Origin of the sequence: Paractinoplanes atraurantiacus (assembly GCF_900215205.1) — a bacterium.
GTDB lineage: Bacteria > Actinomycetota > Actinomycetes > Mycobacteriales > Micromonosporaceae > Actinoplanes > Actinoplanes atraurantiacus.
Genome location: NZ_OBDY01000041.1, coordinates 36,261 through 58,924 on the forward strand (window position 1 = coordinate 36,261; position 22,664 = coordinate 58,924).

The 22,664-nt window shown below is 69.5% G+C and carries 25 protein-coding genes; 13 read left to right on the plus strand and 12 right to left on the minus strand.

What is annotated here, in order from left to right; genetic code table 11:
• Window position 1: 1 nt before the first annotated feature.
• From CRP55_RS47450 to CRP55_RS47465, 4 genes are read right to left on the minus strand one after another with little or no spacing between them, the layout of a single operon-like run.
• Complete coding sequence (locus CRP55_RS47450) at window positions 2-844, minus strand: ABC transporter permease (protein ID WP_245923891.1); 843 nt, start codon at window positions 842-844, stop codon at window positions 2-4.
• A complete protein-coding gene (locus CRP55_RS47455) occupies window positions 841-1,836 on the minus strand; it encodes a TIGR03842 family LLM class F420-dependent oxidoreductase (RefSeq protein ID WP_097328688.1) in 996 nt (331 codons plus the stop codon). Before CRP55_RS47455 ends, CRP55_RS47450 begins: the two co-directional genes overlap by 4 nt.
• An 11-nt stretch (window positions 1,837-1,847) precedes the next feature.
• Window positions 1,848-3,248, minus strand: a complete 1,401-nt coding sequence (gene hydA, locus CRP55_RS47460; RefSeq protein ID WP_097328689.1) for a dihydropyrimidinase — start codon at window positions 3,246-3,248, stop codon at window positions 1,848-1,850.
• A complete protein-coding gene (locus CRP55_RS47465) occupies window positions 3,245-4,084 on the minus strand; it encodes a nitrilase-related carbon-nitrogen hydrolase (RefSeq protein WP_097328690.1) in 840 nt (279 codons plus the stop codon). The genes hydA and CRP55_RS47465 overlap by 4 nt, the downstream gene beginning before the upstream one ends.
• Window positions 4,085-4,299: 215 nt before the next feature.
• Between CRP55_RS47465 and CRP55_RS47470 the strand changes: the two genes are divergently transcribed.
• The 7 genes from CRP55_RS47470 to CRP55_RS47500 all read left to right on the plus strand — a co-directional run bounded on the left by CRP55_RS47470 (window position 4,300) and on the right by CRP55_RS47500 (window position 12,091).
• The gene (locus tag CRP55_RS47470) at window positions 4,300-5,637 is read left to right on the plus strand and encodes an aminotransferase-like domain-containing protein (RefSeq protein ID WP_342751625.1); all 1,338 of its coding nucleotides are present in this window, start codon (window positions 4,300-4,302) and stop codon (window positions 5,635-5,637) included.
• 61 nt (window positions 5,638-5,698) lie between these two features.
• Entirely contained in the window at window positions 5,699-6,997 is a 1,299-nt protein-coding gene (locus tag CRP55_RS47475) for an aspartate aminotransferase family protein (protein ID WP_097328692.1), read from the plus strand.
• 115 nt (window positions 6,998-7,112) lie between these two features.
• Complete coding sequence (locus tag CRP55_RS47480) at window positions 7,113-8,024, plus strand: sugar phosphate isomerase/epimerase family protein (RefSeq protein ID WP_097328693.1); 912 nt, start codon at window positions 7,113-7,115, stop codon at window positions 8,022-8,024.
• Window positions 8,024-10,102, plus strand: coding sequence for a PQQ-dependent sugar dehydrogenase (locus tag CRP55_RS47485; protein ID WP_097328694.1), 2,079 nt, complete (start codon window positions 8,024-8,026; stop codon window positions 10,100-10,102). The genes CRP55_RS47480 and CRP55_RS47485 overlap by 1 nt, the downstream gene beginning before the upstream one ends.
• Before the next feature lie 157 nt (window positions 10,103-10,259).
• Window positions 10,260-11,483 carry an inorganic phosphate transporter gene (locus CRP55_RS47490; protein WP_097328695.1) on the plus strand — a complete coding sequence of 408 codons (1,224 nt, stop codon included), beginning with the start codon at window positions 10,260-10,262 and terminating at the stop codon, window positions 11,481-11,483.
• A 3-nt stretch (window positions 11,484-11,486) separates the two neighbouring features.
• A complete protein-coding gene (locus CRP55_RS47495) occupies window positions 11,487-11,783 on the plus strand; it encodes a hypothetical protein (protein ID WP_097328696.1) in 297 nt (98 codons plus the stop codon).
• Window positions 11,783-12,091, plus strand: coding sequence for a DUF3349 domain-containing protein (locus tag CRP55_RS47500; RefSeq protein WP_097328697.1), 309 nt, complete (start codon window positions 11,783-11,785; stop codon window positions 12,089-12,091). The genes CRP55_RS47495 and CRP55_RS47500 overlap by 1 nt, the downstream gene beginning before the upstream one ends.
• A 6-nt stretch (window positions 12,092-12,097) precedes the next feature.
• On the opposite strand, the gene CRP55_RS47505 is transcribed toward CRP55_RS47500, so the two are convergent.
• Window positions 12,098-12,796 carry a class I SAM-dependent methyltransferase gene (locus CRP55_RS47505; RefSeq protein ID WP_179855669.1) on the minus strand — a complete coding sequence of 233 codons (699 nt, stop codon included), beginning with the start codon at window positions 12,794-12,796 and terminating at the stop codon, window positions 12,098-12,100.
• An 11-nt stretch (window positions 12,797-12,807) separates the two neighbouring features.
• A complete protein-coding gene (locus CRP55_RS47510) occupies window positions 12,808-13,125 on the minus strand; it encodes a hypothetical protein (RefSeq protein ID WP_097328699.1) in 318 nt (105 codons plus the stop codon).
• A 122-nt stretch (window positions 13,126-13,247) separates the two neighbouring features.
• Between CRP55_RS47510 and CRP55_RS47515 the strand changes: the two genes are divergently transcribed.
• Window positions 13,248-13,958 (plus strand): helix-turn-helix domain-containing protein, encoded by a 711-nt coding sequence (locus CRP55_RS47515; protein WP_097328700.1) that lies wholly within the window; start codon window positions 13,248-13,250, stop codon window positions 13,956-13,958.
• Here the strand turns inward: CRP55_RS47515 and CRP55_RS47520 are convergent.
• From CRP55_RS47520 to CRP55_RS47530, 3 genes are read right to left on the minus strand one after another with little or no spacing between them, the layout of a single operon-like run.
• Complete coding sequence (locus CRP55_RS47520; protein WP_097328701.1) at window positions 13,940-14,515, minus strand: dihydrofolate reductase family protein; 576 nt, start codon at window positions 14,513-14,515, stop codon at window positions 13,940-13,942. The genes CRP55_RS47515 and CRP55_RS47520 overlap by 19 nt on opposite strands.
• A gap of 51 nt (window positions 14,516-14,566) precedes the next feature.
• Window positions 14,567-15,331 (minus strand): hypothetical protein, encoded by a 765-nt coding sequence (locus CRP55_RS47525; protein ID WP_143235440.1) that lies wholly within the window; start codon window positions 15,329-15,331, stop codon window positions 14,567-14,569.
• A gap of 17 nt (window positions 15,332-15,348) precedes the next feature.
• The gene (locus CRP55_RS47530) at window positions 15,349-15,852 is read right to left on the minus strand and encodes a winged helix-turn-helix transcriptional regulator (protein WP_097328703.1); all 504 of its coding nucleotides are present in this window, start codon (window positions 15,850-15,852) and stop codon (window positions 15,349-15,351) included.
• Between the two features lie 63 nt (window positions 15,853-15,915).
• Here CRP55_RS47530 and CRP55_RS47535 point away from each other — a divergent pair, with 63 nt between their 5' ends.
• Window positions 15,916-16,512 carry a dihydrofolate reductase family protein gene (locus CRP55_RS47535; RefSeq protein ID WP_097328704.1) on the plus strand — a complete coding sequence of 199 codons (597 nt, stop codon included), beginning with the start codon at window positions 15,916-15,918 and terminating at the stop codon, window positions 16,510-16,512.
• Here the strand turns inward: CRP55_RS47535 and CRP55_RS47540 are convergent.
• Window positions 16,502-17,179: a class I SAM-dependent methyltransferase gene (locus CRP55_RS47540; protein WP_097328705.1), complete on the minus strand. Its 678-nt coding sequence runs from the start codon at window positions 17,177-17,179 to the stop codon at window positions 16,502-16,504. The two genes, CRP55_RS47535 and CRP55_RS47540, sit on opposite strands and share 11 nt — an antisense overlap.
• 13 nt (window positions 17,180-17,192) lie before the next feature.
• Window positions 17,193-17,576: a hypothetical protein gene (locus CRP55_RS47545; RefSeq protein WP_097328706.1), complete on the minus strand. Its 384-nt coding sequence runs from the start codon at window positions 17,574-17,576 to the stop codon at window positions 17,193-17,195.
• Between the two features lie 222 nt (window positions 17,577-17,798).
• Between CRP55_RS47545 and CRP55_RS47550 the strand changes: the two genes are divergently transcribed.
• Window positions 17,799-18,872: a glycerophosphodiester phosphodiesterase gene (locus CRP55_RS47550; protein ID WP_097328726.1), complete on the plus strand. Its 1,074-nt coding sequence runs from the start codon at window positions 17,799-17,801 to the stop codon at window positions 18,870-18,872.
• An 18-nt stretch (window positions 18,873-18,890) separates the two neighbouring features.
• On the opposite strand, the gene CRP55_RS47555 is transcribed toward CRP55_RS47550, so the two are convergent.
• Entirely contained in the window at window positions 18,891-19,490 is a 600-nt protein-coding gene (locus CRP55_RS47555) for a TetR family transcriptional regulator (RefSeq protein WP_245923894.1), read from the minus strand.
• A 62-nt stretch (window positions 19,491-19,552) separates the two neighbouring features.
• Between CRP55_RS47555 and CRP55_RS47560 the strand changes: the two genes are divergently transcribed.
• The 3 genes from CRP55_RS47560 (at window position 19,553) to CRP55_RS47570 (ending at window position 22,395) form a co-directional block, all read left to right on the plus strand.
• Entirely contained in the window at window positions 19,553-20,434 is an 882-nt protein-coding gene (locus CRP55_RS47560; RefSeq protein ID WP_218855088.1) for an SDR family NAD(P)-dependent oxidoreductase, read from the plus strand.
• A complete protein-coding gene (locus CRP55_RS47565) occupies window positions 20,385-21,116 on the plus strand; it encodes a Type 1 glutamine amidotransferase-like domain-containing protein (RefSeq protein WP_097328708.1) in 732 nt (243 codons plus the stop codon). Before CRP55_RS47560 ends, CRP55_RS47565 begins: the two co-directional genes overlap by 50 nt.
• Window positions 21,117-21,621: 505 nt before the next feature.
• Window positions 21,622-22,395: a DUF4184 family protein gene (locus CRP55_RS47570; protein ID WP_097328709.1), complete on the plus strand. Its 774-nt coding sequence runs from the start codon at window positions 21,622-21,624 to the stop codon at window positions 22,393-22,395.
• Window positions 22,396-22,664 lie beyond the last annotated feature (269 nt).

A 22,664-nucleotide genomic window follows, 5' to 3' on the forward strand; every position in this document is an offset into this window, starting at 1 on the left:
CTCATAGTGTCACCACCTCCACGTGCCGGCGGTGCCGCATCAGCGGCAGCTCCAGCAGGCTGACGAGACCGGCGACGACGAGGCCGAGCAGGGCGGCGCCGAGCATCGCGGTGTAGACCTTCGCGGGGTCCGAGGTGGCCTCGCGCGAGTATTCGATGATCAGGCGGCCGACGCCGCCCCGGGTACCGGTGGAGATCTCGCCGACCACCGCGCCGACCACCGCGGCCGCCCCGGCCAGGCGCAGGGCCGGGAACAGGTAGGGCAGCGACGACGGGAAGCGCAGCTTGACCAGGGTGCGCCACCAGCCGGCGGCGTAGCTGCGCATCAGCTCGACGCCGCTCGCCGACGGCGACTGCAGGCCGCGCAGCATGCCGACGGCCACCGGGAAGAACGCCAGGTAGGCGGCGATCAGCGACACCACCGCCCAGGCCGGCATGATCGTGCCGCCCCAGCCGGCGACCAGCGGTGCGAGCGCGACGAGGGGCACGGTCTGGCTGAGGATGACGTACGGCAGCAGGCCGCGCTCGACGATCCGGAACCGCTCCATCACGACCGCCAGGAGCAGCCCGACCACCGCCCCGATGACGAAGCCGACCGCGGTGATGCCGAGCGTGAACAGGCACGCCCGCACCACCACGATCCAGACCGGCCGGCCGCCCGTGAGCTCCGGGCGGCCGAGCCGTTCGAGGACGGTCCACAGGTGGGGCATGGACAGGTCGTCGGCCCGCGGGAGGACCCGTACGCCGAAAAGCACTGTCCCGTCGGGGTTTCCGACGGCCTTGTAGCCCTCCCAGAGCGCGACGGCGACCACGAGCCCCACGACGGCGTACAGAAGCTTCCTCACGAGATCGCCGGGATGATGTGATCGCCGTACGCCCGCAAGGTCTCCTCTTTGGCGTCGTGCTGGAGATAGACCGCGAACTGGTCGACGCCCAGGGCGCGCAGCTCCTCGAGGCGCTTGAGGTGCTGCTCGACCGGGCCCAGGATGCAGAACCGGTCGACGATCTCGTCGGGCACGAACGTGGTGTGCGTGTTGCCGGCCCGCCCGTGCTCGGCGTAGTCGTAGCCCTCGCGGCCCTTGATGTAGTCGGTGAGGACCTGCGGCACCGTGCCGTCCGAGCCGTAGCGGGCGACGATGTCGGCCACGTGGTTGCCGACCATTCCGCCGAACCACCGGGTCTGCTCCCGCTGATGTTCAAGATCGTTTCCGACGTACGCCGGTGCCGCCACACAGAATTTGATGGCCATCGGGTCCCGCCCGGCCGCCTCGGCCGCGCGGCGAACCGCGCCGATCATCCAGGCCGCGATGTCGGGGTCGGCCAGCTGGAGGATGTAGCCGTCGCCGACCTCACCGGTCAGGGCCAGAGCCTTGGGCCCGTAGGCGGCGACCCAGACGTCGAGCTTGCTGTCGGGAGCCCAGGCCAGCTGCTGCTCCTGGCCGCGCAGCATCACCTTCTCCCCGCTGGCCAGGCCGCGGATCACCTGCACCGCCTCGCGCAGCTGCCCGAGCGTCTGCGGCTGGGCGCCGAGCACCCGCAGGGCCGAGTCGCCCCGGCCGATGCCGCAGATCGTGCGGTTGCCGTACATCTCGTTGAGGGTCGCGAACAGCGACGCCAGGACCGTCCAGTCGCGGGTGCCCGGGTTGGTGACCATCGGGCCGACGATCACCCGCTCGGTCTCGTCGAGGATCTTCGAGTAGACGACGAACGGCTCCTGCCACAGCACGTGCGAGTCGAACGTCCACACGTGACTGAAGCCGGCCGCCTCGGCCTGCTTGGCCAGCTCGACCACCTGCATGGCCGGCGGGTTGTTCTGGAGTACCACTCCAATGTCCATGCGGGCTCCTTTCAGACCAGGTAGTCGGAGAGCGCGCGGGGAACGTACTTGCCGCGGCCGGCGCGGCCCGTGTACTCACCATTGCGGGAGATGACCTCGCCGCGGGACAACACGGTGTCGACCCGGCCGTCGATCTCCCAGCCCTCCCAGGCCGAATAATCCATGTTCATGTGGTGGGTATCGACGCTGATCCGGGTGCGCCCGTTCGGGTCGTACAGCACGATGTCGGCGTCCGAGCCGGGCGCGATGATGCCCTTGCGCGGATACATGCCGAACATCCGGGCCGGTGTGGTGGCGATCGTCTCCACCCAGCGGGCCAGCGACAGCTTGCCGTCCACGACACCCTGGTAGAGCAGGTCGACGCGGTGCTCGACGCTGCCGATCCCGTTCGGGATCTTCGAGAAGTCGCCCAGCCCCATCTCCTTCTGATCCTTCATGCAGAAGGGGCAGTGGTCGGTCGAGACCACGGAGAGGTCGTTGGTGCGCAGACCCTGCCACAGGTCGGCCCGGTGACTCTCGTGCTTGCTGCGCAGGGGAGTGGAGCAGACCCACTTGGCGCCGTCGAAGCCGGGCGCGCCGAGCTGGTCCTCCAGGGTCAGGTACAGATATTGCGGGCAGGTCTCGGCGAAGACGTTGCGGCCCAGGTCGCGGGCGGCCTTCACCTGCTCCAGAGCTTTCGAGGCGCTCAGGTGCACGATGTAGAGCGGGCAGTCGGCGGCCACGCTGGCCAGCCAGATGGCCCGGCTGGTGGCCTCGGCCTCCAGCTCCTGCGGCCGGGTGATGCCGTGATGGATCGGGTCGGTCTCGCCGCGTTCCAGGGCCTGCTTGACGAGGACGTCGATGGCCGGCCCGTTCTCGGCGTGCATCATGATCAGAGCGCCGTTGTCGCGGGCCTTCTGCATGGCCCGCAGGATCTGCCCGTCGTCGGAGTAGAAGACGCCGGGGTACGCCATGAACAGCTTGAAGCTGGTGATGCCCTCGCTGGTGACGAGCTGGTCCATGGCCTTGAGCGACTCGTCGTCGACCCCACCGACGATCATGTGGAAGCCGTAGTCGATGTGGCAGGTGCCGGCCGTCTTGGCGTGCCAGGCGGCGAGGCCGTCCTGCACGACCTCGCCGTACCGCTGAATGGCGAAGTCGATGATCGTGGTGGTGCCGCCGATCGCGGCCGCCTTCGTGCCGGTGTCGAAGGTGTCGCTGGCCTCGGTGCCGCCGAACGGCATCTGCATGTGGGTGTGCGCGTCGATCGCGCCCGGGATGACGTATTTCCCGGTGGCGTCGATGATCTCCGGACCCTCGGGCGCGCGGCCGGGAGCGAAGATCGCGGCGATCGTCTCGCCTTCGATCAACACATCCGCGGCGTACGGGCCGGTGGTACCGATGACGGTGCCACCCTTGATCAGCGTGCTCACAGCTCCACCGTCCGGGTGTAGCTCTCCGGCCGGCGGTCCCGGTAGAACTGCCAGCGCTCGCGCACCGTCTTGATCAGGCCGAGGTCGAGGTCCCGTACGATCAACTCGGGGTTGTGGGTGTCGCCCACCTCGCCCACGAACTTGCCCTCGGGGTCCACGAAATAGCTCTGGCCGTAGAAGTCGTCGTCGCCCAGATCCTCGATGCCGACCCGGTTGATGGCGCCGATGTAGTACTCGTTGGCGACCGCGCTGGCCGGCTGCTCCAGCTGCCAGAGATAGCTGGACAGGCCGCGGCTGGTGGCCGACGGGTTGAAGACGATCTGCGCGCCGCCCAGGCCCAGCTCACGCCAGCCCTCGGGGAAGTGCCGGTCGTAGCAGATGTAGACGCCGACCTTGCCGACCGCGGTGTCGAAGACCGGGTAGCCGAGGTTGCCGGGACGGAAGTAGAACTTCTCCCAGAAGCCCTTCACCTGGGGGATGTGGTGCTTGCGGTACTTGCCGAGGTACGAGCCGTCGGCGTCGACGACGGCGGCGGTGTTGTAGAGGACGCCCTCCTGCTCCTTCTCGTACATGGGCAGGACCATGACCATGCCGAGCTCGGCGGCGAGGGCCTGGAAGCGCTCGGTGGTCGGGCCGGGGATCGACTCGGCGTACTCGTAGTAGGCGGCGTCCTGCACCTGGCAGAAGTACGGCCCGTAGAAGAGCTCCTGGAAGCAGATCACCTTGGCGCCCTGTGCGGCGGCGTCGCGGGCATAGTCCTCGTGGGCCTTGATCATCGATTCCTTGTCGCCCGTCCAATTGGTCTGGACGAGGGCGGCGCGAACGACGTCGGACATGACTGCTGCCCCTCTCAATTGATCTTTATGAGCGTTCACACGGCCGAAACAGGCCTGTGATCGTGTGTCTACTCCCCGTCATAGCCCCTGCGCTAGGGCTTGTGTGAAGCGGCCGGATGCCGTAGGACACTAACGACACAGATTCATGCGAACAATTGCCCGTACGTAACGGAATGTTTCTGAGAGGTAATTTGATCGGGCTAATAGTGGACGCTGTGGACGATCGCAGCGCCCGGGGGATAGCTGCGGCCATCAGCCGGATGATCACGGCCGGAACGCTGCCGGCGGGCACGCGACTGCCGACGGTTCGTGACGTCGCGCGGCAGCTCGGCGTCAGTCCGACGACCGTCAGCGAGGCGTGGCGGAGTCTGACGCGGGCGGGTGTTCTGCAGACGCGCGGACGGTCGGGGACGTTCGTCGCGACTGTCTCGTCGCGCCAACGTCTTCGGTATTCGCAGATGGGCGCGGTGGGGGCGGTCGCCCAAGACTTGTCGACCGGCGTGCCCGACCACGACCTGCTGCCGGACCTCACGGACGCGCTGAAGCGGATCGGGGACGGGCGGCTGACGTCGAGCTATCTCGACGCGCCCGTGCTGCCCGGGCTGGAGGAGGTGTTGCGTGCCCGGTGGCCCTTCGCGCCCTCGTCGTTGACGGTTGTGGACGGCGCCCTCGACGCGCTCGACCGCGTGATCGGCGTATCCGTGCGCTTCGGTGATCACGTCGTGGTCGAGAACCCGGCCTTTCCGCCGCTGCTCGACCTGCTCCAGACGGTCGGCGCGACGGTGATCGGGGTGCCGGTCGACAAATCCGGCATGTCGCCCGAGGGGTTGGCGGCCGCGCTGGCGTCCCATCCGGTTGTCGCCGTGTTCCTGCAACCGCGGGCGCACAACCCGACCGGCGTGAGCATGACCGCGGCCCGCGCCTCGGCGCTGGCGAAGATCATCGAGTCCTATCCGGACGTGCTGGTGGTCGAGGACGATCACGCGGGGGACATCGCCTCGGCGCCACCGGTCAGTCTGGCGACGCCGCAGACCGTGCACGTGGCCAGCTTCTCCAAGTCGCACGGCCCCGATCTGCGCCTGGCCGCGGTCGGCGGGCCGGCCCCGGTCATCTCGGCCGTGGCCGACCGCCGTCTGCTGGGGCCGGGCTGGTCGTCGCGGCTGCTCCAGGCCGTCCTGCTCGACCTGTTGACCGACCCCGCGGCCGCGGCTCAGGTCTCCGACGCCCGCGAGATGTACGCGACCCGCCGCGCGGCCCTGCTCGCGGCCCTGCACGCCCGCGGGGTGACTGCCACCGCCGACGACGGGATCAACCTGTGGATGGCGGTCGACGACCAGCAGATGGCGATGGTCGCGCTGGCCGCGCACGGCATCGCGGTCGCCCCCGGCGCGCCCTTCTGCGTGACACCCCTGCCCTCCGACCACGTCCGCGTCACCGCCGGCCTGGTCCCCACCGAGGTCGACGACCTGGCCGACGCCCTCGCCGCCGCCGCCCTGCTCGACAGCCGCGGCAGCGGCCCCCGAACCCGCCCACACCCGCGCGGCTGGCGATGACCCCGCCCGCGCCCGCTCTCTGCCATGCCCACCCCTGACAACCGCCTCTGAAGGAGCGACCATGAGCGACGATCTGCTGGCCCGCCACAAAGCGGTGCTGCCGAGCTGGATGCCGACCTACTACGGCGATGACGCCCTCGAAATCGTCAGCGGGTCGGGACGCCGTGTCACGGGCGGCGACGGGCGCACCTACCTGGACTTCTTCGGCGGGGTGCTGACCACGATGATCGGGTACGACATTCCCGAGATCAACGAGGCTGTTCAGCGCCAGCTCGCCACTGGGGTCGTACACACCTCGACCCTTTATCTGATCAAGCAGCAGGTCGAGCTGGCCGAGAAGATCGCGCGGGTGTCCGGCATCCCCGACGCGCGGGTCTTCTTCACCAACTCGGGGACCGAGGCCAACGAGACCGCGCTGCTGATGGCCACCAACCTGCGGCGCTCCAACCAGATCCTGGCCATCAAGAACAGCTACCATGGGCGGACCTTCGCCACCATGGCGATCACCGGGCACCGCAGCTGGTCGTCCAGCGCGCTCACCCCGCTCAACGTCTCGTGGCTGGCCTCGGGTGACCGGCTGCGCGGGCGGATGGCCGGCCTGGACGACGCCGCCGTCCTGGACGCGGCCGTGGACGACCTGCGCGAGGTTCTGGCCACGGTCACCGCGGGCGACGTGGCCGCTCTGATCGCCGAGCCGGTGCAGGGCGTCGGCGGGTTCGTGGCCGGGCCGGACGGGTTGCTCGGCGCGTACCACAAAGTCCTCTCGGAGACCGGGATCCTGCTGATCGCGGACGAGGTGCAGACCGGGTGGGGCCGCACCGGTGAGCACTTCTGGGGCTATCAGGCGCACGGCGTCACCCCGGACCTGATCACCTTCGCCAAGGGCATCGGCAACGGGTTCGCGCTCGGCGGCGTCGTCGGGCGGGCCGAGGTGATGAACGCGGTGCCGGCCATCAGCTTCTCCACCTTCGGCGGCAACCCGGTCTCGGCGGCGGCCGGCAACGCCGTCCTCGACTACGTGCTCGACCGCGACCTGCAGGGCAACGCGGCCCGGGTCGGCGCGATCCTGCTCGACGGCCTGCGCGGGCTGGACCTGCCGATCGTGGGGGAGGTGCGCGGCAAGGGCCTGATGATCGGCGTCGAGATCGTCCATCCGGGAACGACCGAGCCCGACCCGGCGGCCACGGTGCGCGTCTTCGACGAATGCCGGGCCGGTGGGCTGCTGGTCGGCAAGGGCGGTCTCTACGGCAACGTGCTGCGGATGGGGCCGGCGCTGACCCTCACCGAGGCCGAGGCGCGGGAGGGGTTGGGCATCCTCGTCGATGCGCTGTCCCGTGTCGACACTGACAGCCGCATCTAAACGATGTTTTGTCCGGACAGCGAGAACTTTTGCTTGATCTGAAGAAACTTAGCTTCACTTTGGACGAAACAGATCGGTAACCTATCGAACGACGTCGTTCGATAGGGAGATCGCAATGCCGCAGTCACTGAACCGTCGTCAACTCCTCGGCGCCGCTGCGGCGGCCGGTGCCGCTGCCACCATCGCCGTTCCCGGGGCCGCTCACGCGGGCGGCTCCCATGGGGGCCACCTCAGCCGCGTTCCGCGTGACCAGATCAGCGTGCAGCTCTACACACTGCGCAACCAGCTCGCGATCGACCTCGACGCGAGCCTGGCCGAGCTCGCCGAGATCGGCTACACGAGGGTCGAGCACGCCGGCTTCGTCAACCGCACCGCGGCGCAGTTCCGGGCCGCCCTCGACAAGGCCGGCATCCGGGCCACCTCGGGCCACGTCGGCATCCCGCAGCCGTGGAACGCCGACACCTGGAAGCGTGCCCTCGAGGACGCGGCCATCGTCGGCAACAAGTTCATCGTCCACCCGTTCTTCGGGCAGGGCGCCAACGGCCCGATCCGCGACGCCGCCGTCTACAAGGCGTTCGCGGCCGACCTGAACAAGGCGGGCGCGCTCGCCCGCAAGGCCGGGCTCCAGTTCGGCTACCACAACCACCACGCCGAGTTCTTCCGCCAGAACGGGACCAGCCGGACCGGCATGGACATCCTGTTCGGCGAGACCGACCCGCGCCTGGTGCACTTCGAGGTCGACCTCTACTGGGCCTTCCGGGGCGCGCACGACCCGGTCGACCTCATCAAGGAGAACCGCGGCCGCATCAAGCAGGTTCACGTCAAGGACCTCGACGTGAACGCGAGCTTCGCCGACCCCGGCGACGGGCTCATCGACTTCGGCCGCATCTTCGACCACTCGAAGGAAGCAGGACTCATCGAATACATCGTGGAGCGTGACGACGCCGGCTCTCCGCCGCGTACGCCCGAGCAGGCCCTCGTGACCGCCGAGCGCGGTTACGACTACCTCGCCGGATTGAGGTTCTGATGATTCGTAAGTTGTCCGTCCTCGGCGCGATCAGCGCCGCTGTCCTGGTGGCGCCCGGCGCCGCCGTGGCCCATCCGTCGCAGCCGGCCCAGCCGCTGCCGCACTCCTCCGACTTCCAGAAGGTCACCCTCAACGACTTCCCGGGTGAGCCGATCGCCATCGCCGTCCTGCCGGACAAGCGCGTGCTGCACACGGCACGCACCGGGCAGGTGCGCATTCACGAGCCGGCCACCGGGCGCAACGTGCTCGCCGCGACCATCCCCGTCTACCTCCACGACGAGGAGGGTGTGCAGGGCATCGCGATCGACCCCGACTTCAAGCACAACAAGTGGGTGTACGTCTACTACTCGCCCGTGCTGAACACGCCGATGGACGACCCGACGACGCCCCAGGTCAACGAGGGTGACGCGCCGACCGAGGGCACCGCGGCCGACTTCGCCAGGTTCAAGGGCCACCTCCAGCTGTCGCGCTTCAAGCTCGAGGGCAGCACGCTGCGTCTGAACACCGAGCAGAAGATCCTGCAGGTGCCGGTCGACCGCGGCCAGTGCTGCCACGTCGGTGGCAAGATCGACTTCGACAGCAAGGGCAACCTGTACCTGTCGACCGGTGACGACTCCAACCCGTTCTCCTCCGACGGCTACGCGCCGATCGACGAGCGGGCCAACCGCAACCCGGTCTTCGACGCCCAGCGCAGCGCGGCCAACACCAACGACCTGCGCGGCAAGGTGCTCCGGATCAAGGTCGGCAAGAGCGGCGGCTACACGATCCCCAAGGGCAACCTGTTCAAGCCGGGCACGGCCAAGACCAAGCCCGAGATCTACGCGATGGGCCTGCGGAACCCGTTCCGCTTCACCATCGACCCCGACACTGACGTGATCTACCTCGGCGACTACTCGCCGGACGCGCAGAACGCCAACCCCGCTCGGGGCCCGGCCGGACAGGGCCGCTGGCTGGCGATCGACAAGCCGGCCAACTACGGCTGGCCGTACTGCGCCGACGCCGACAAGCCGTACGTGGACTACGACTTCGCCACCGGCGTCTCGGGCGCGCCGTTCAACTGCGCCAAGCCGGTCAACGAGTCGCCCAACAACACCGGCCTGCGCAACCTGCCGCCGGTCGAGAAGGCGGAGATCGCTTACTCGTACGGCGTCACCCCGGCCTTCCCCGAGCTCGGCACCGGCGGCATCGGCCCGATGGGCGGCCCGGCGTACGACTACGACCGGCGCCTGCGCTCGCAGACCAAGTGGCCCGAGGCGTTCGACGGCAAGCCGCTGTTCGCCGAGTGGACCCGCGACTGGGTCAAGGCGCTCACGCTCGACCGCCGCAACCAGGTCACGAAGGTCGAGTCGGTCCTGCCCGACCTCGTCTTCGACAACCCGATGGACCTCGAGTTCGGCCCGGAGGGCGCGCTCTACGTCCTCGAGTACGGCGACGGCTACTTCGCGGAGAACCCCGACGCCCAGCTCTCCCGGTTCGACTACGTGCGCGGCAACCGCACGCCGATCGCCAAGGTCGCCGCGACGCCCACCTCGGGTGAGGCGCCGCTGACGGTCCAGTTCTCCAGCGCCGGCACGAACGACCCGGACGGCGACGCCCTGCGGTACGAGTGGTACCTGGACAACGACAACCGGGTCGACTCGCGCTCGCCGAACCCGTCGTTCACCTTCACGGCGAACGGCAACTACCGCCCGACCCTGAAGGTCACCGACAGCACCGGCCGGTCCTCCTCGGCCGAGGTGATCCTGCCGGTCGGCACGGCGGCCCCGAAGGTCTCGTTCACCAGCCCGCAGGCGGGCCAGCCGTTCCAGTTCGGCGACACGGTGAACTTCCAGGTCCAGGTGACCGACGACCAGCCGGTCGACTGCGCCCGGGTGACGGTGACCTACGTCCTCGGCCACGACCAGCACGGACACCCGCTGTCGACGGCGTCCGGCTGCACCGGCTCGATCACCACGTTCCTGGACGCCGGTCACGCCGGCGCCTCCAACCTGACCGCGGTCTTCGTGGCGTCGTACACCGACACCGGCGACCCGGCTCAGACCGGCACGGCGACCGTCGTGCTTCAGCCCACACCCTGACAAGTTGCGCTCGACCCGGCCGGGCGGTATTGCCCGGCCGGGTCGAACGTTTTCGTCCTCGAAATTCCAGGTGTACGGCAGGTTAACGAGGACGCAACATTTAGATGCTGATCACCTGAACCTTCCGCGCGGGCGCGGCGCGGGTGAATCTGGCTTCGTGACAGAGTCAACGGTCATTCTGGTGCTGGTGGTGGTGACCGCCCTCGGGTTCGATTTCACCAACGGGTTCCACGACACCGCCAACGCGATGGCCACGTCCATCGCCACCAAAGCGTTGCGGCCGAAGGTCGCCGTTGCCCTCTCGGGCATCCTCAACCTGATCGGTGCCTTCCTCTCCGTCGAGGTAGCGCTCACCGTCAGCAACGCCGTTGTCAAGATCCAGAATTCGGACGGTACGCCCAAGGAGTCGCTCACCGCCGACGGCGGCGAGGCACTCCTGCTGATCATCCTGGCCGGCCTGATCGGCGGCATCATCTGGAACCTGTTCACCTGGCTCCTCGGCCTGCCCTCAAGCTCGTCGCACGCGCTGTTCGGCGGCCTCATCGGCGCCACCATCGCCGGCCTCGGCTGGGCCGGGGTCAACTGGAACGGCGACGGCTCCAAGCTCGACGGGGTCGTCGGCAAAGTGCTCCTGCCGGCCGTGCTGTCCCCGGTCATCGCGGGCGCCGTGGCCGCCGTCGGCACCTGGCTGATCTACAAGTTCACCATCGGGGTCGCCCAGCGTTTCACCGACAACGGCTTCCGCTGGGGCCAGATCGGCAGCGCCTCCCTCGTCTCGCTCGCGCACGGCACCAACGACGCGCAGAAGACGATGGGCATCATCACGCTCGCGCTGATCGCCGCCGGCGACTGGACGGACACCAAGAACATCCCGTTCTGGGTGAAGGCGTCGTGTGCGCTGGCCATCGCGCTCGGCACGTACCTCGGCGGATGGCGCATCATCCGTACCCTCGGAAAGGGTCTGGTCGAGATCGCCCCTCCGCAGGGCCTGGCCGCGGAATCGTCCTCGGCGGCGGTCATCCTCGCCTCCAGCCACCTGGGCTTCGCGCTCTCCACCACGCACGTCGCCACCGGCTCCATCCTCGGCTCGGGCGTCGGCAAGCCCGGCGCCCAGGTCCGCTGGCGGGTGGCCGGCCGCATGGTCGCGGCCTGGATGATCACCTTGCCCTCGGCCGCCGTCGTGGGCGCCCTGATGTGGTGGGTCAGCGACGTGATCGGCGGCCTCACCGGCGCCATCGTGATCTTCGTGCTGCTGCTGGCCGCGGCCGGCGCCATGTACCTGCGCTCGCGGCAGACGCCGATCGACCACAACAACGTGAACGACGAGTGGGACGCGTCTTCGGCCGAAGACACCCGCGAGCCGGCCAAGACGGGGGTCTGACCGATGAGCAACCTGGGATTCGCCCTCGAGGGCGCCTGGAAGGTCCTGGCCGCCGGCCTGGTGCTGGGCGCCGGGCTGCCCGCCCTGTTCGCGCTCGGCATCCGCTCGCTGGCCTGGGGCGCGGGCGGCGAGGCGGAGGACTCGCACGCCCGCCCGAACCAGTTCGGCACGGTCCTGGGCTACGTGCTGTTCGCGATCGTTATCCTCGGCGTGCTGCTGGGTATCACGTTCATCGTGGCGAGCGGCTTCGGCAAGACGATCAGCTTCGACCACATCTTCCCGACGATCGTGGACAAGTGATGACCGACTCCCGCCAGAATTTCCTGATCCGCGCCATCGACTGGTTGCGGGCCGGATATCCCACGGGTGTACCGAGGCAGGACTACGTGGCCCTGCTGGGCCTGCTGCGCCGCACGCTGACCGAGGACGAGGTCCGCAAGATCGCGGCCGACCTGGCCGCCCAGTCCGAGACGACAGGCGGCGACCCCATCACCGCCGACGACATCGAAGCCATGATCAACGACGAGGTCCTCCAGGCCGCCACCCCGGAGGACATCGTCCGCGTCTCGGCCCACCTGGCCGCGGGCGGCTGGCCGCTGGCCGAATAGCCCCTCTCATGGCCGGCGGCGCAGCACGGGAACGTCCCGCCCCGCGCCGCCGGCCATCGAGCTGTAGCGCCCCACCAGCTCGAGAGGGCCCAGCCGCACCAGGTCGTCCGAGCTCCACGCCCGGGCCGGAACGATCTCGTCGACCACGAGCTCCGCGCCGACGCTGATCCGCACGCGCACCTGCTCGACGCCGGTGACGGGATCGTAGGCGTCCTGCGGCGAGCCCCACCGGGTCCGTACGTCACCGACGGTCCAGTCCGGCCGCGGCCCGTCCCCGCGCACGGCGAGGTCGGCCACGAGCAGCCCACCCGGTGCGAGATGCTCGGCGGCCCGGTGGAGGAGAGCGGCCATCGCCTCCTCGGTCAGCAGCAGCGAGGCCGAGTCGAGCAGAAGCAGCACCAGATCGAACCGCCGCCCCAGACGGAAGGCGGTCATGTCGCCCTGAACGACATCGACCCGCAGACCGGCCTCCCGCGCACGATCCCCGGCAACAGCACACATGGCGGGGGAGAGGTCGAGAGCGGTCACCGAAGCGCCGCGCCGAGCGAACTCGAGCGCGTGATCAGCGGGCCCGGCGGCCACCTCCAGCACCGCGCCCGGCGAGCCACCGTGATGCCGCGCGAACCAGTCACACAGCACATCGACCTCGGCCGCGATGTCCCGATAGCCGAAGGCGGCCCGATACGCCTCGACAGCATCGAACACCTTGCCCATCGTCAGCCGTCCCCGGCGGCTGCGGGCCGCCTGAGCGCTCGATGGAGGGCCCAGGCAGCGCTGGTCGCGTCATCCCCGTTCGGTACGGTGTCGCGAAACGTGGTCGCGCGGATCAGCTCGCCCGCGGCGAACGCTTCGTCCCAGTCGACCGGGTCCCGCTGGTGTGCGTCGGCCCCTCGCCGGCTTTCCGCATCATCGAGCCGGGTCAGCTGCTGTGTCTGCTGCCTGTTGACCGCCGCCCGGGCCGCGACGCCGACCGCCAGCAGCGCCGCCACCGCGCCGAACGCCGACACGAGCTCGGCCAGAGATCCCAGCTGCACGCGATCGCTCCTCCAAGCCGCCGGCAGCGGGAATCCCGGCGCCGGTCTTGTCGGCTGAGGATCCATCATGGCTCCCGATCTACGGCGTGGAAAGCCCGCCGAGCGGGGCGTATTCTTCGCGCGTGGAGCTGCGGTTCGCTACGCGAGGGTCGGATTCGCCGTGGGTCGATGCGGTGTGGACGTGTACCAGTGAGCGCGTCGAGGCGATGACGGCCGTGGCCGGGGTGCGGTGGGGGCTCGTGTTCTGGGAGCAGGACGGCCGGGCGTACGCCAGCGTCACCGGGCCCGAGACGCGGACCAGTACGGCGCCGGTGCCGGAGGGGGCCACCTTCACCGGCATCGAGTTCGCGGTGGGCACGTCGCTGCGGGTGCTGCCGACGCCGGAGCTGGTCGACGCCGGTGTCGAGTTGCCCGACACCGGGCGGCGGACGTTCCGGCTCGACGGGGTGCGGTGGGAGACGCCCGGGGTCGACGACGCCGAAGCGCTGGTGGCGCGGCTGGTGCGGGCCGGGACCGTGGTTCGGGATCCGCTCGTGGCCGGAGTGCTTCGCGGGGACCGCCCCGACGTGTCGGGACGGACCGTCGAGCGGCGGTTCCGTGCCGCGACCGGGCTGACGCGCGGGGCCGTGCGGCAGATCGAGCGGGCCCGGACGGCGGCGGAGCTGCTGGCCGGCGGCGGGACGGCCGGGGACGTGGTGGCCAAGCTCGACTACTTCGACGAGCCACATCTGGCTCGGGCGCTTCGGCTGTACGTCGGGCGGACCGTCAAACAACTGCGCGAGGGTGCGGGCGGCGCGATCGGGCTGGACCTGGGTCAGCGTTTGACGTCGTAGACCAGCTTGAGGATGCCGTTGGCGTAGCTCTCCGACTCACGCAGGGCCAGCATGTGCTTGTCGCGGTCGGCCCGGCCGAACAGGCTCTTGCCGGCGCCGAGCAGGACGGGGAAGACGAGCAGGTTGTACTGGTCGATCAGGCCGGCGTCGGACAGGCGGCGGGCCAGGTCGGCGCTGCCGTGGATGAAGATGGCGCCGCCGTCGGTCTCCCTGAGCGCGGCCACGTCCTCGGTCGAGCGCAGGATCGTGATCGGGCCCCAGCCGTCGATCAGCGCGTCGTCGGAGAGGGTGGACGAGACGACGTACTTGGGAAGCTCTTTGTAGTGGACGTGGTCCTCGGAGCCGGGCCAGACCGGAGCGAACGCCTCGTAGCTGCGGCGGCCGAACATGAGAGCCGTCGTGTCGGCGAGCTCCTCACCCTTGAGCGACCAGGCTTCCGGCACGAACTCGAGGTCCTTGAACACCCAGCCGCCGGCGCGGTGCCCCTCGGACGGCCCGCCGGGCGAGTCGACAACGCCGTCGAGCGACATGAAACCGGTGTAGACGATTTTTCGCATGCGCTCACGCTAGATCCCGGCCGCGGTCGCCGTCTTGGACGGAAACGACAGCTAGGAGAACAGCCGGCTCAGCTCCCGCACCGGGGACGGCTTGGTGATCTGGACGGGCTGGCCGATTTTGCTGTAGGTCGTGGTCAGGACGATGGTTCCGCCGTTGTCGCCGGTGAAGACGACCCGGATGGACGCGATGTCGCCTCGGGCGTCGGTGGTCACGTTGTAGGAGACGTACGGCGGCGCCTGCTTGAAGCGGAAGACGGGAGCGCCCAGAGGCAGGTACGTGATCCCGGACGGGGTGGGCTCCAAGCGGGCGGCACCCTCGTACAGGGTCGGGCTCAGCCGGCGGAAATTGTGGATGGCCGCGGTGAAACGGGCGAGGCCGCCCGGATCCGCCGGGTCGGCGTAGCGGTAGGGGCTGTCCGGCTTCAAGCGGGTGAGATCGGCGTGCATCCAGAACGAGTTGCCGTTGCGGTTCTCGTAGCTGTCGTCGCCGATGACGATCACCTTGCGGGTCTTCGCGTCGTCGCCGCCGGAGATGGTGAACGTACGGCTGTCCTTGCGGCCCTTGGGGTCGTGGGCGCCCGAGGCGCGGTATTTCTGGCCCGCCCAGTAGTCGCCGCTGACCGTGTAGGTGTACGTCGACGCGGCCAGGCGCCCCAGCGCGGTCTTCACCGCGTCCGCGGGTGGCAGCTGAGTGGGCGACGGCGACGGCGCCACGGCCGGGGAGGACGCCGCGGGCTCGGCGGCCGGAGCTGCCGTGCAGCCGGCGAGAAGCGCCACCGCCACCAGAGCGAGAAGCCGGTGATCTTGGAAAGACACGCGGACACAGTAGACGATCAAGGGGTCTGGGGGCGGCCCACCTCGGCCAGGTAGGCCTCCGTCAGGGCGGTCAGGACGGACGGGGTGCCGGGTGGGCGGGGGATGCCCAGGTGCAGCTCGCGGAGCTCGTTCATGAAGTCGTCCCACAAAGGCTGGCCGCCGCGCTCCAGGAGCTCGGCCCGGACGGCCAGCTCGGGGGTCACCGGGAGGTGGCGGCGGCCCCAGGCGCCCAGGTGGGCCAGGACGGGGACCAGCTGGATGGCGGGCTCGGTGAGGCTCAGGAGGATGCGCTGCTTGTGTGCGGGGTCGGGGGCTGAGGTGATCATCCCTTGCTCGGTGAGGCGGGCCAGGCGGTCGGCCAGGATGTTGGTGGCTATGCCCTCCTCCGACTCGGTCAGAAGGGCGCGGAAGTGGCGGCGGTTGCCGAACATCATGTCTCGGATGATCAGCAGGGACCACTTGTCGCCGAGGACCTCCAGGGAGAGGTTGATGGGGCACCCGGAGCGGTGATCGCCGGCCATGTGGTACGTCCTTTCGCGGAACCGCTTGCAGTTTACAACCGGTCTGCCCTACGGTGTGAAGCCATGGCCTACATCACCTGTGACCTGGCGATCTCTGTCGACGGCTACACCTCGGGCGTGAACCAGAGGCTCGACAAGCCGTTCGGCGACGGCCCGGTCGACATGCTCACCAAGTGGATGTTCGCGACCCCCGACGAAAACAAGGAAGAGATCGCGGGGATCGTCGCCGCCGACGCGTTCATCATGGGGCGCAACATGTTCAGCCCCGGCCGGGGCGAGTGGGATCTGGACTGGAAGGGCTGGTGGGGCGACGACCCGCCGTACCACAAACCGGTCTTCGTCCTGACCCACCACGAGCGTGACGACCTGCCGATGGAGGGCGGCACGACGTTCCACTTCGTGACCGGCGGCGTCGAGCAGGCCCTCAAGCGGGCCGTCGAGGCCGCCGGCGACGGCACGATCGCGATCGCCGGCGGCGCCACCACGGTCAACCAGTTCCTGGCGGCCGGCCTGATCGACGAGCTGCGCCTGCACATCGCCCCGGTGACCGTCGGCGCGGGCGACCGCCTGTTCGACGGCGTGCCCCCGCTGGCCCTGGAGCGGATCTTGTCACGCGAGGCCTCTCTGGTCACCCACGTGACATACAAGATCAAGCGGTAGCCAGCAGGAGACGGCAGTGGGGGGTGATCAGGTCGGTGGAGAGGACCGTGAAGCCGGCCGCGGTCAGGTCGGCGCGCAGGGCGGGCACCGGTGTGGTGCGGTAGTACATGACGAACGGGGGGCGCCACACCGCGTTGCGCACGCGCATGGCCACGTCGAAGCCGAGCGTGGCCACGCCGGCGACCGAGGCCACGGGCGGTACGTCGCCGAGCGGGAAGGCGAACAGGCCGCCGGGGCGCAGCGCCCGGCGCACGCCCTCGAAGACGGCCGGCCTCTCCTCGGGCAGGAAGTGGCCGAGCGCGCCGAAGGTGACCGCGAGGTCGAACTCGGCCGCGAAGGGCAGCGCCCGGGCGTCGGCCCGCACCAATGTGGACGTGGGGTGGGCCTGGCGGGCCGAGGCGAGCATGCCGGCGCTGAAGTCGACGCCGGTGACGCGGGCGCAGCCCACCGACTCCAGGACCGACAGGCCGGCCCCGGTGCCGCAGCAGACGTCGAGGCCCGCCTCGAACGGCCCGTCCAGGGCCGCCGCCGTCGCCTCGAGCACGCCTGCCGGCGTACGGAACGGCGTGTGATCGAATTTCGGGGCCAGGAGGTCGTAGCCGCGCTCGACCGAGGACATCGCCTGGACGAACAGTTCGCGGAGCGACGGTCCCTGTGGCGAGAACATCGCCCGAGCCTACCTAGCGGCCGAGCACCAGGCGCAGCAACGTCTCGCCGTCGGGCGCGTACTGGGCGCGCATCACGAAATACGGGAACGGCCACTCGTCCTCGGCGCCGCCGGCGATCGGGCGCCCGAGGGCGGCCCACAGCTTGCTGCGGCGGCCGATCGTCCCGCCGCGGCCCGGGATCATCCCGGAGAACGGCTTGAAGCCGTAGTCGCCGGAGAAGTGCAGCACGACGGTCGTGACCCGGTCGAAGTCGTCGACCAGCACCTCGACTCCGGACTCGCGCGACTCGTACACGCGTGCACCCGGGCGGGCCGTCAGGCCGTACTCCCGGCTGGTTGTCAGCGCACGGCCCTCGAGCAGGTTCTGGCCGAGCAGTTGCGTCAGGTCACCCTGCATCGCGAGCCTCCTTCTCGGCGCGAAGAGTAAGCGTGACCTTCTAACTCTCAGTGAACCCCGGGTTAACGCGCCGCCCTTTTCGTGCAGTTTCCGTGATCGCTACGTCACTGTTCCCTATATGTCGATCGCGTCGCTTCGACTCTGCGAGGGACCAGCCGGCGACGGTCGCCGGCGCCGAGTCCCGTGGAGGACCCCGTGCCCGACCGACGTCAGGTGCTGCGCATGAGCGCGGTCGCCGCCGCGGCTCCCGCGCTCACCGGAGCCGCCGCCACCGTCGCCACCCCGGCGCAGGCGCACGGCCGTACGAAAACCGAGGTCTTCGGACATCGAGGCGCGTCCGGCTACCGGCCGGAGCACACGCTCGCGTCGTACGAGCTCGCGGCCCGGATGGGCGCCGACTACATCGAGCCCGACCTGGTCTCGACGAAGGACCACGTGCTGGTCTGCCGCCACGAGCCCGAGATCAGCGGCACCACCGACGTGGCGTCACGCCCCGAGTTCGCCGACCGCAAGCGGACCGTGATCCTCGACGGCGTCAGCGTCACCGGCTGGTGGACGAACGACTTCACGCTGGCCGAGCTGAAGACGCTGCGCGCCATCGAGCGTCTCCCCGCCGTTCGCCAGGAGAACACGCTCTACGACAAGCTCTTCGAGGTGCCGACCTTCACCGAGGTGCTGGAGCTGCGCGCGAGGCTCTCCAAGGAGCTCGGCCGCGACATCGGCGTCATCCCGGAGACCAAGCACCCCACGTACTTCCGCCGGCTCGGCCTCGACCTCGAGACGCCGCTGGTGCGCGCGCTCGACCGGGCCCGCCTCAACAAGCGCGGCGCCAAGGTGTGGATCCAGTCGTTCGAGGCGGTAAACCTCAAGGACCTCAACACCAAGTACCGGGTGCAGGTGAACCTGGTCTTCCTCACCTCCGCCTCGGGTTCGCCGTTCAACGACACTAAGACGTACGCCCAATATCTGACCCCGGCCGGCCTCAAGGAGCTCTCGTCCTTCGTGGACGGGATCGGCCCCGACAAGAGCCAGGTCATCCCGCGCAACGCCGACGGCACGCTCGGCACCCCGTCGACCCTGGTCAAGGACGCTCACGCGGCCGGCCTCAAGGTCATCCCATACACGTTCCGGGCCGAGAACCAGTTCCTCCCGGCGGATTACCGCGTCGGCACCGACCCGAACGCCTACGGCCGGGCCATCGACGAGCAGATCACGTTCCTCAAGACCGGCATCGACGGCCTGTTCACCGACCAGCCGGACATCGGCGTGCTGTCGCGCACGCTCGCTTTCGACTGAGTGTTCCCCGGCCGGCGCTCAGGTGAGCGCCGGCCCTATCACCTCGAAGGCCCGCGCGGTCAGCTCCAGCGGATCGGCCGTGCCGTCGCTCTCGGCCCACCGGCGCAGCACGTCCTCCAGCGCGGTCAGCGCGATCCCCACCGCCAGCCCCGGGTACATGTCGGTCGCCCTGTCCCGGCCGAGCCGCGCCGCGAGCACCTCGGCCATGTCGTCGCGCCACCCGGCCTGACGCTCCAGGGATCGTGCGTACAGTGCGGGGGTGCGTAGCACCAGCCGTACGACCGGAAGCGCCTTGCCTGTGTTGTCCTTGCAGTCGAGCACGGCCACTTCCACCGCACGCCGCAACGCGACCGCGGTCGGCTCGTCCGCGGGACGGCCGGCCAGCTCGGCCCGCATCTGGTCGCCGAGGGTCTCGAGCATCTCGATGACCACGTCCTCCTTCGAGGCGTAGTAGCGGAAGAACGTCCGCCGCGAGACCCCGGCCGCCGCCACGATCTCGTCCACCGTGACCGTGTCGAACCCCCGGGCCGCCATCAGTTGCAGCGCCGCCACCTTCAGCTCGTCGCTCACGACCTGCCGCTTGCGCTGGGCGATCGTCAGCCCACGCTCCTCGTCCACACGCTGAAGCGTAGGCCATGCCATTGTTGACACTCAGTGCCACTGGTGGCAACGTGGGACACATGCGGTATCTCATCACCGGAGCCTCCAGCGGCCTGGGCCTGGCCGTCACCCACGCCCTCACCGCGGGCGGCCACCACGTCATCCTGGCCGTCCGCGACGAGCGCAAAGCCCGCGACGCCACCGCCGGCCTGTCCGGAGTGGACATCCGCCACGTCGACCTGGCCGATCTCGAATCGGTCCGCGACTTCGCTCTCCCCGACGAGGTCGACGTCCTCATCAACAACGCCGGCGTCATGGCGCCGGCCCGCACCGGCAGCGCGCAGGGGCACGAGCTCCAGTTCGCGGTCAACCACCTGGCCCACTTCGCCCTGACCGGCCTGCTGCTCGGCCGCCTGACCACCCGCGTCGTCACCGTGACATCGGTGCTGGCCAAGAAGGGCCGCCTCAACTTCGACGACCTGCGGGCCGGGAGCCCGTCCGCGCTGTACAACCAGTCGAAGCTGGCCAACGCGGTCTTCGGCCTGGAACTGCACCGCCGCCTCACTGACGCCGGCTCGCGCGTACAAAGCGTGCTGGCCCATCCGGGCTATGCCGTGACCGGCCTGCAGGCGGGCATGCGGCCGAGCCTGAGCCGCCTGTTCCTCACCAAGATCGGCAACCCGCTGCTGGCGGTACCGGCCGACCGCGGCGCCCGCCCGATCCTGCACGCCGCCACCGAACCGTCCGTCACCGGCGGCCAGCTGATCGGCCCGGGCGGCCCGGGCGAGATGCGCGGCGCGCCGAAGGTGCTGACCCCGCCCGCGGCCGCCACCGACCCCGAGACCGGGCAGCGCCTGTGGGAACTCTCTGAGAAGCTGACCGGGGTCCACTACCCCGGCGAAAGGGAGAACCATGAGAGTGCTGCTCACCTCGTCCGGCATCACGAACGACAGCATCCGTGAGGCGCTGACCGGGCTGCTGGGCAAGCCGATCGCTGAGGCGAGCGCGCTGTTCATCCCGACCGCCCTGCTGCCGTTCCCGGGCGGACCCCAGATGGTGTGGAAGGCGATCCACGGCCCGCTGGGCGACCTGGGGTGGAAATCGCTGGGCCTGCTGGAGCTCACGGCGCTGCCGAGCATTGAGGAGACGGCCTGGGTGCCGGCCGTCCGCGAGGCCGACGTGCTGCTGGCGTACGGCGGGGACCCGCTCTTCCTGGCCGACTGGATGCGGCGCTCCGGGCTGGCCGCCCTTCTGCCGCAGCTGCGCCCCGAGGCGGTGTACGTCGGGGTGAGCGCCGGAAGCATCGCGGCCACCACGACGTTCGCCGAGACCTACACCGATCCGCCCCGCCCCCTCGACGGCACACCGGTCGTCTTCGACGGCGGCGTGGCCCGAACCCTGGTCACGGGCGAGGGCGTGGGCCTCGTCGACTTCGCGGTGATCCCCCACCTGGAGAACCCGAACCACCCCGACGCCACCCTCGCCAACGCCGAGACCTGGGCATCCCACATCGCCGCCCCCACTTACGCCATCGACGACGACACCGCCATCACCGTCACCGACGGCGTCGTCCGGGTCGTCTCCGAGGGCCAGTGGAAGCTGTTCCAGCCGATAGATCGAGGACAGGATCCGGAGTGCTCCTGAGAGCCCTGTCGCTGCTCGAAGACAAAAAAGAAGCGGCGGGCGCACCCGCTGTCGCGGGCCCGTGCCGAGCGCCTCCTGGCCGGCCGCTCTGGACAATCGCCGCCCGGCCGTCTCCAAGCTCCCGAAGGCGCCGCCGCCTGCCTCGCGGCGCAGGAGGATGGCACCGGCGGTCCGAACACCATCTCCTTGTCCAGGTGGTCGGGCCGCCGTCGGTCCAGAAGGTGATTTGGTGGTCGTCCGTTGAGCAAAGCGACGATCGCAGTCAGGAAAGCCACCGTCGCGCGGGCTCAGGGCTCGGTGTGAGGCGGCAGGGGCGAGGCGCTGACTACGACTCAAGATCGCGCACCGGCCAGCGCCGCCGAGGATGGCGCCCGGCTGACTTCAGTCCTGCGCAAACTCAGCGGCGGATGTGCGCGCTGGCTGGTCAGGTGGTGCCGTCTGGCTTATTCGGCTGGCCACGGTTTGCCATCGACTTCAGTCAGGACTTGCTCGTCTAAGATGCGGAATGCCGTTCACCCCGGTCCATCCGGCCGCAGTACTTCCCGTCGTGCGCCGTGGGCTGGCGGGCTCCGCCCTCGTGATCGGCGCCATCACTCCGGATCTCCTGATGGTGTCGCCCTTTGCGGCGCCGGTCCATTTCGCGCACACGCCGCTGGGCCTGGTGACCCTGGACCTGGTTCTCGGCACCGTCGTTTTCGTACTGTGGCAAGTGCTGTTCGCTCCGGCTGCCATCGCCCTGTCACCACGCCCGCTGTCCGCCCGCTTACCAGCCGACGTTCCGAAAGGGATCGCGCTCCACTTCACCCGCAAGGATCGTGGCGTTCGCGTCCTCATAGCCGTCCTGATCGGCGCGGCGACCCATCTGGCCTGGGACGGCATCACCCACGACTGGATGTGGGGTCCCAGGTACGTTCCCTGGTTGGCGTCTCGCCACGGCTCGCTGATGGGCTGGCAATGGATGCAACACATCAGCGACACCGCCGGAACGGCGATCGTCATCGGGTGGGTCGTCGCCTGGTGGCGCCGTGCGCCCGTGCGCGCCCGAGGCGACGTTCTACCCTTGCGGATCCGCCTGCTCGCGTGGTCGGCGATCCTCGGCCCGGCAGCCACCGGCTTCCTGCACGGCCTGCTCACCGGATCTCTGTACCTGGCATTCTCCCGAGGCGCCGCGCTGGGCACCGTCGGCCTCGTCGCCGTCGTCACGATCTGGCGCCCGCACAAGCGGCGAATAACCACAGCCGGCATGACCAGCATGGGCTCACCGGCAGATCACCCATAGTCAACAAACTTCGCCGAAACTCCCAGCACACCGGCGCGGCCGTCGATCTCCACCAAGTCCGCACCGTCGCAACAGCGTCACCGGCGCCGCCACACCGTCAGGCGGCACGCACGGCGACCACGAGGTGGGGCTGCGCGAGGGCAGCGATCCAGCGCGCGCTCTTCGGCAGATCCGGACGTCTCCACACGAAGACATCACTCTTGTAGTCGATCCCTGGATGTGTCAGCGTCGGCTGAGCCGCCAACACGTTCACCGAGCTGAGGGTTGGC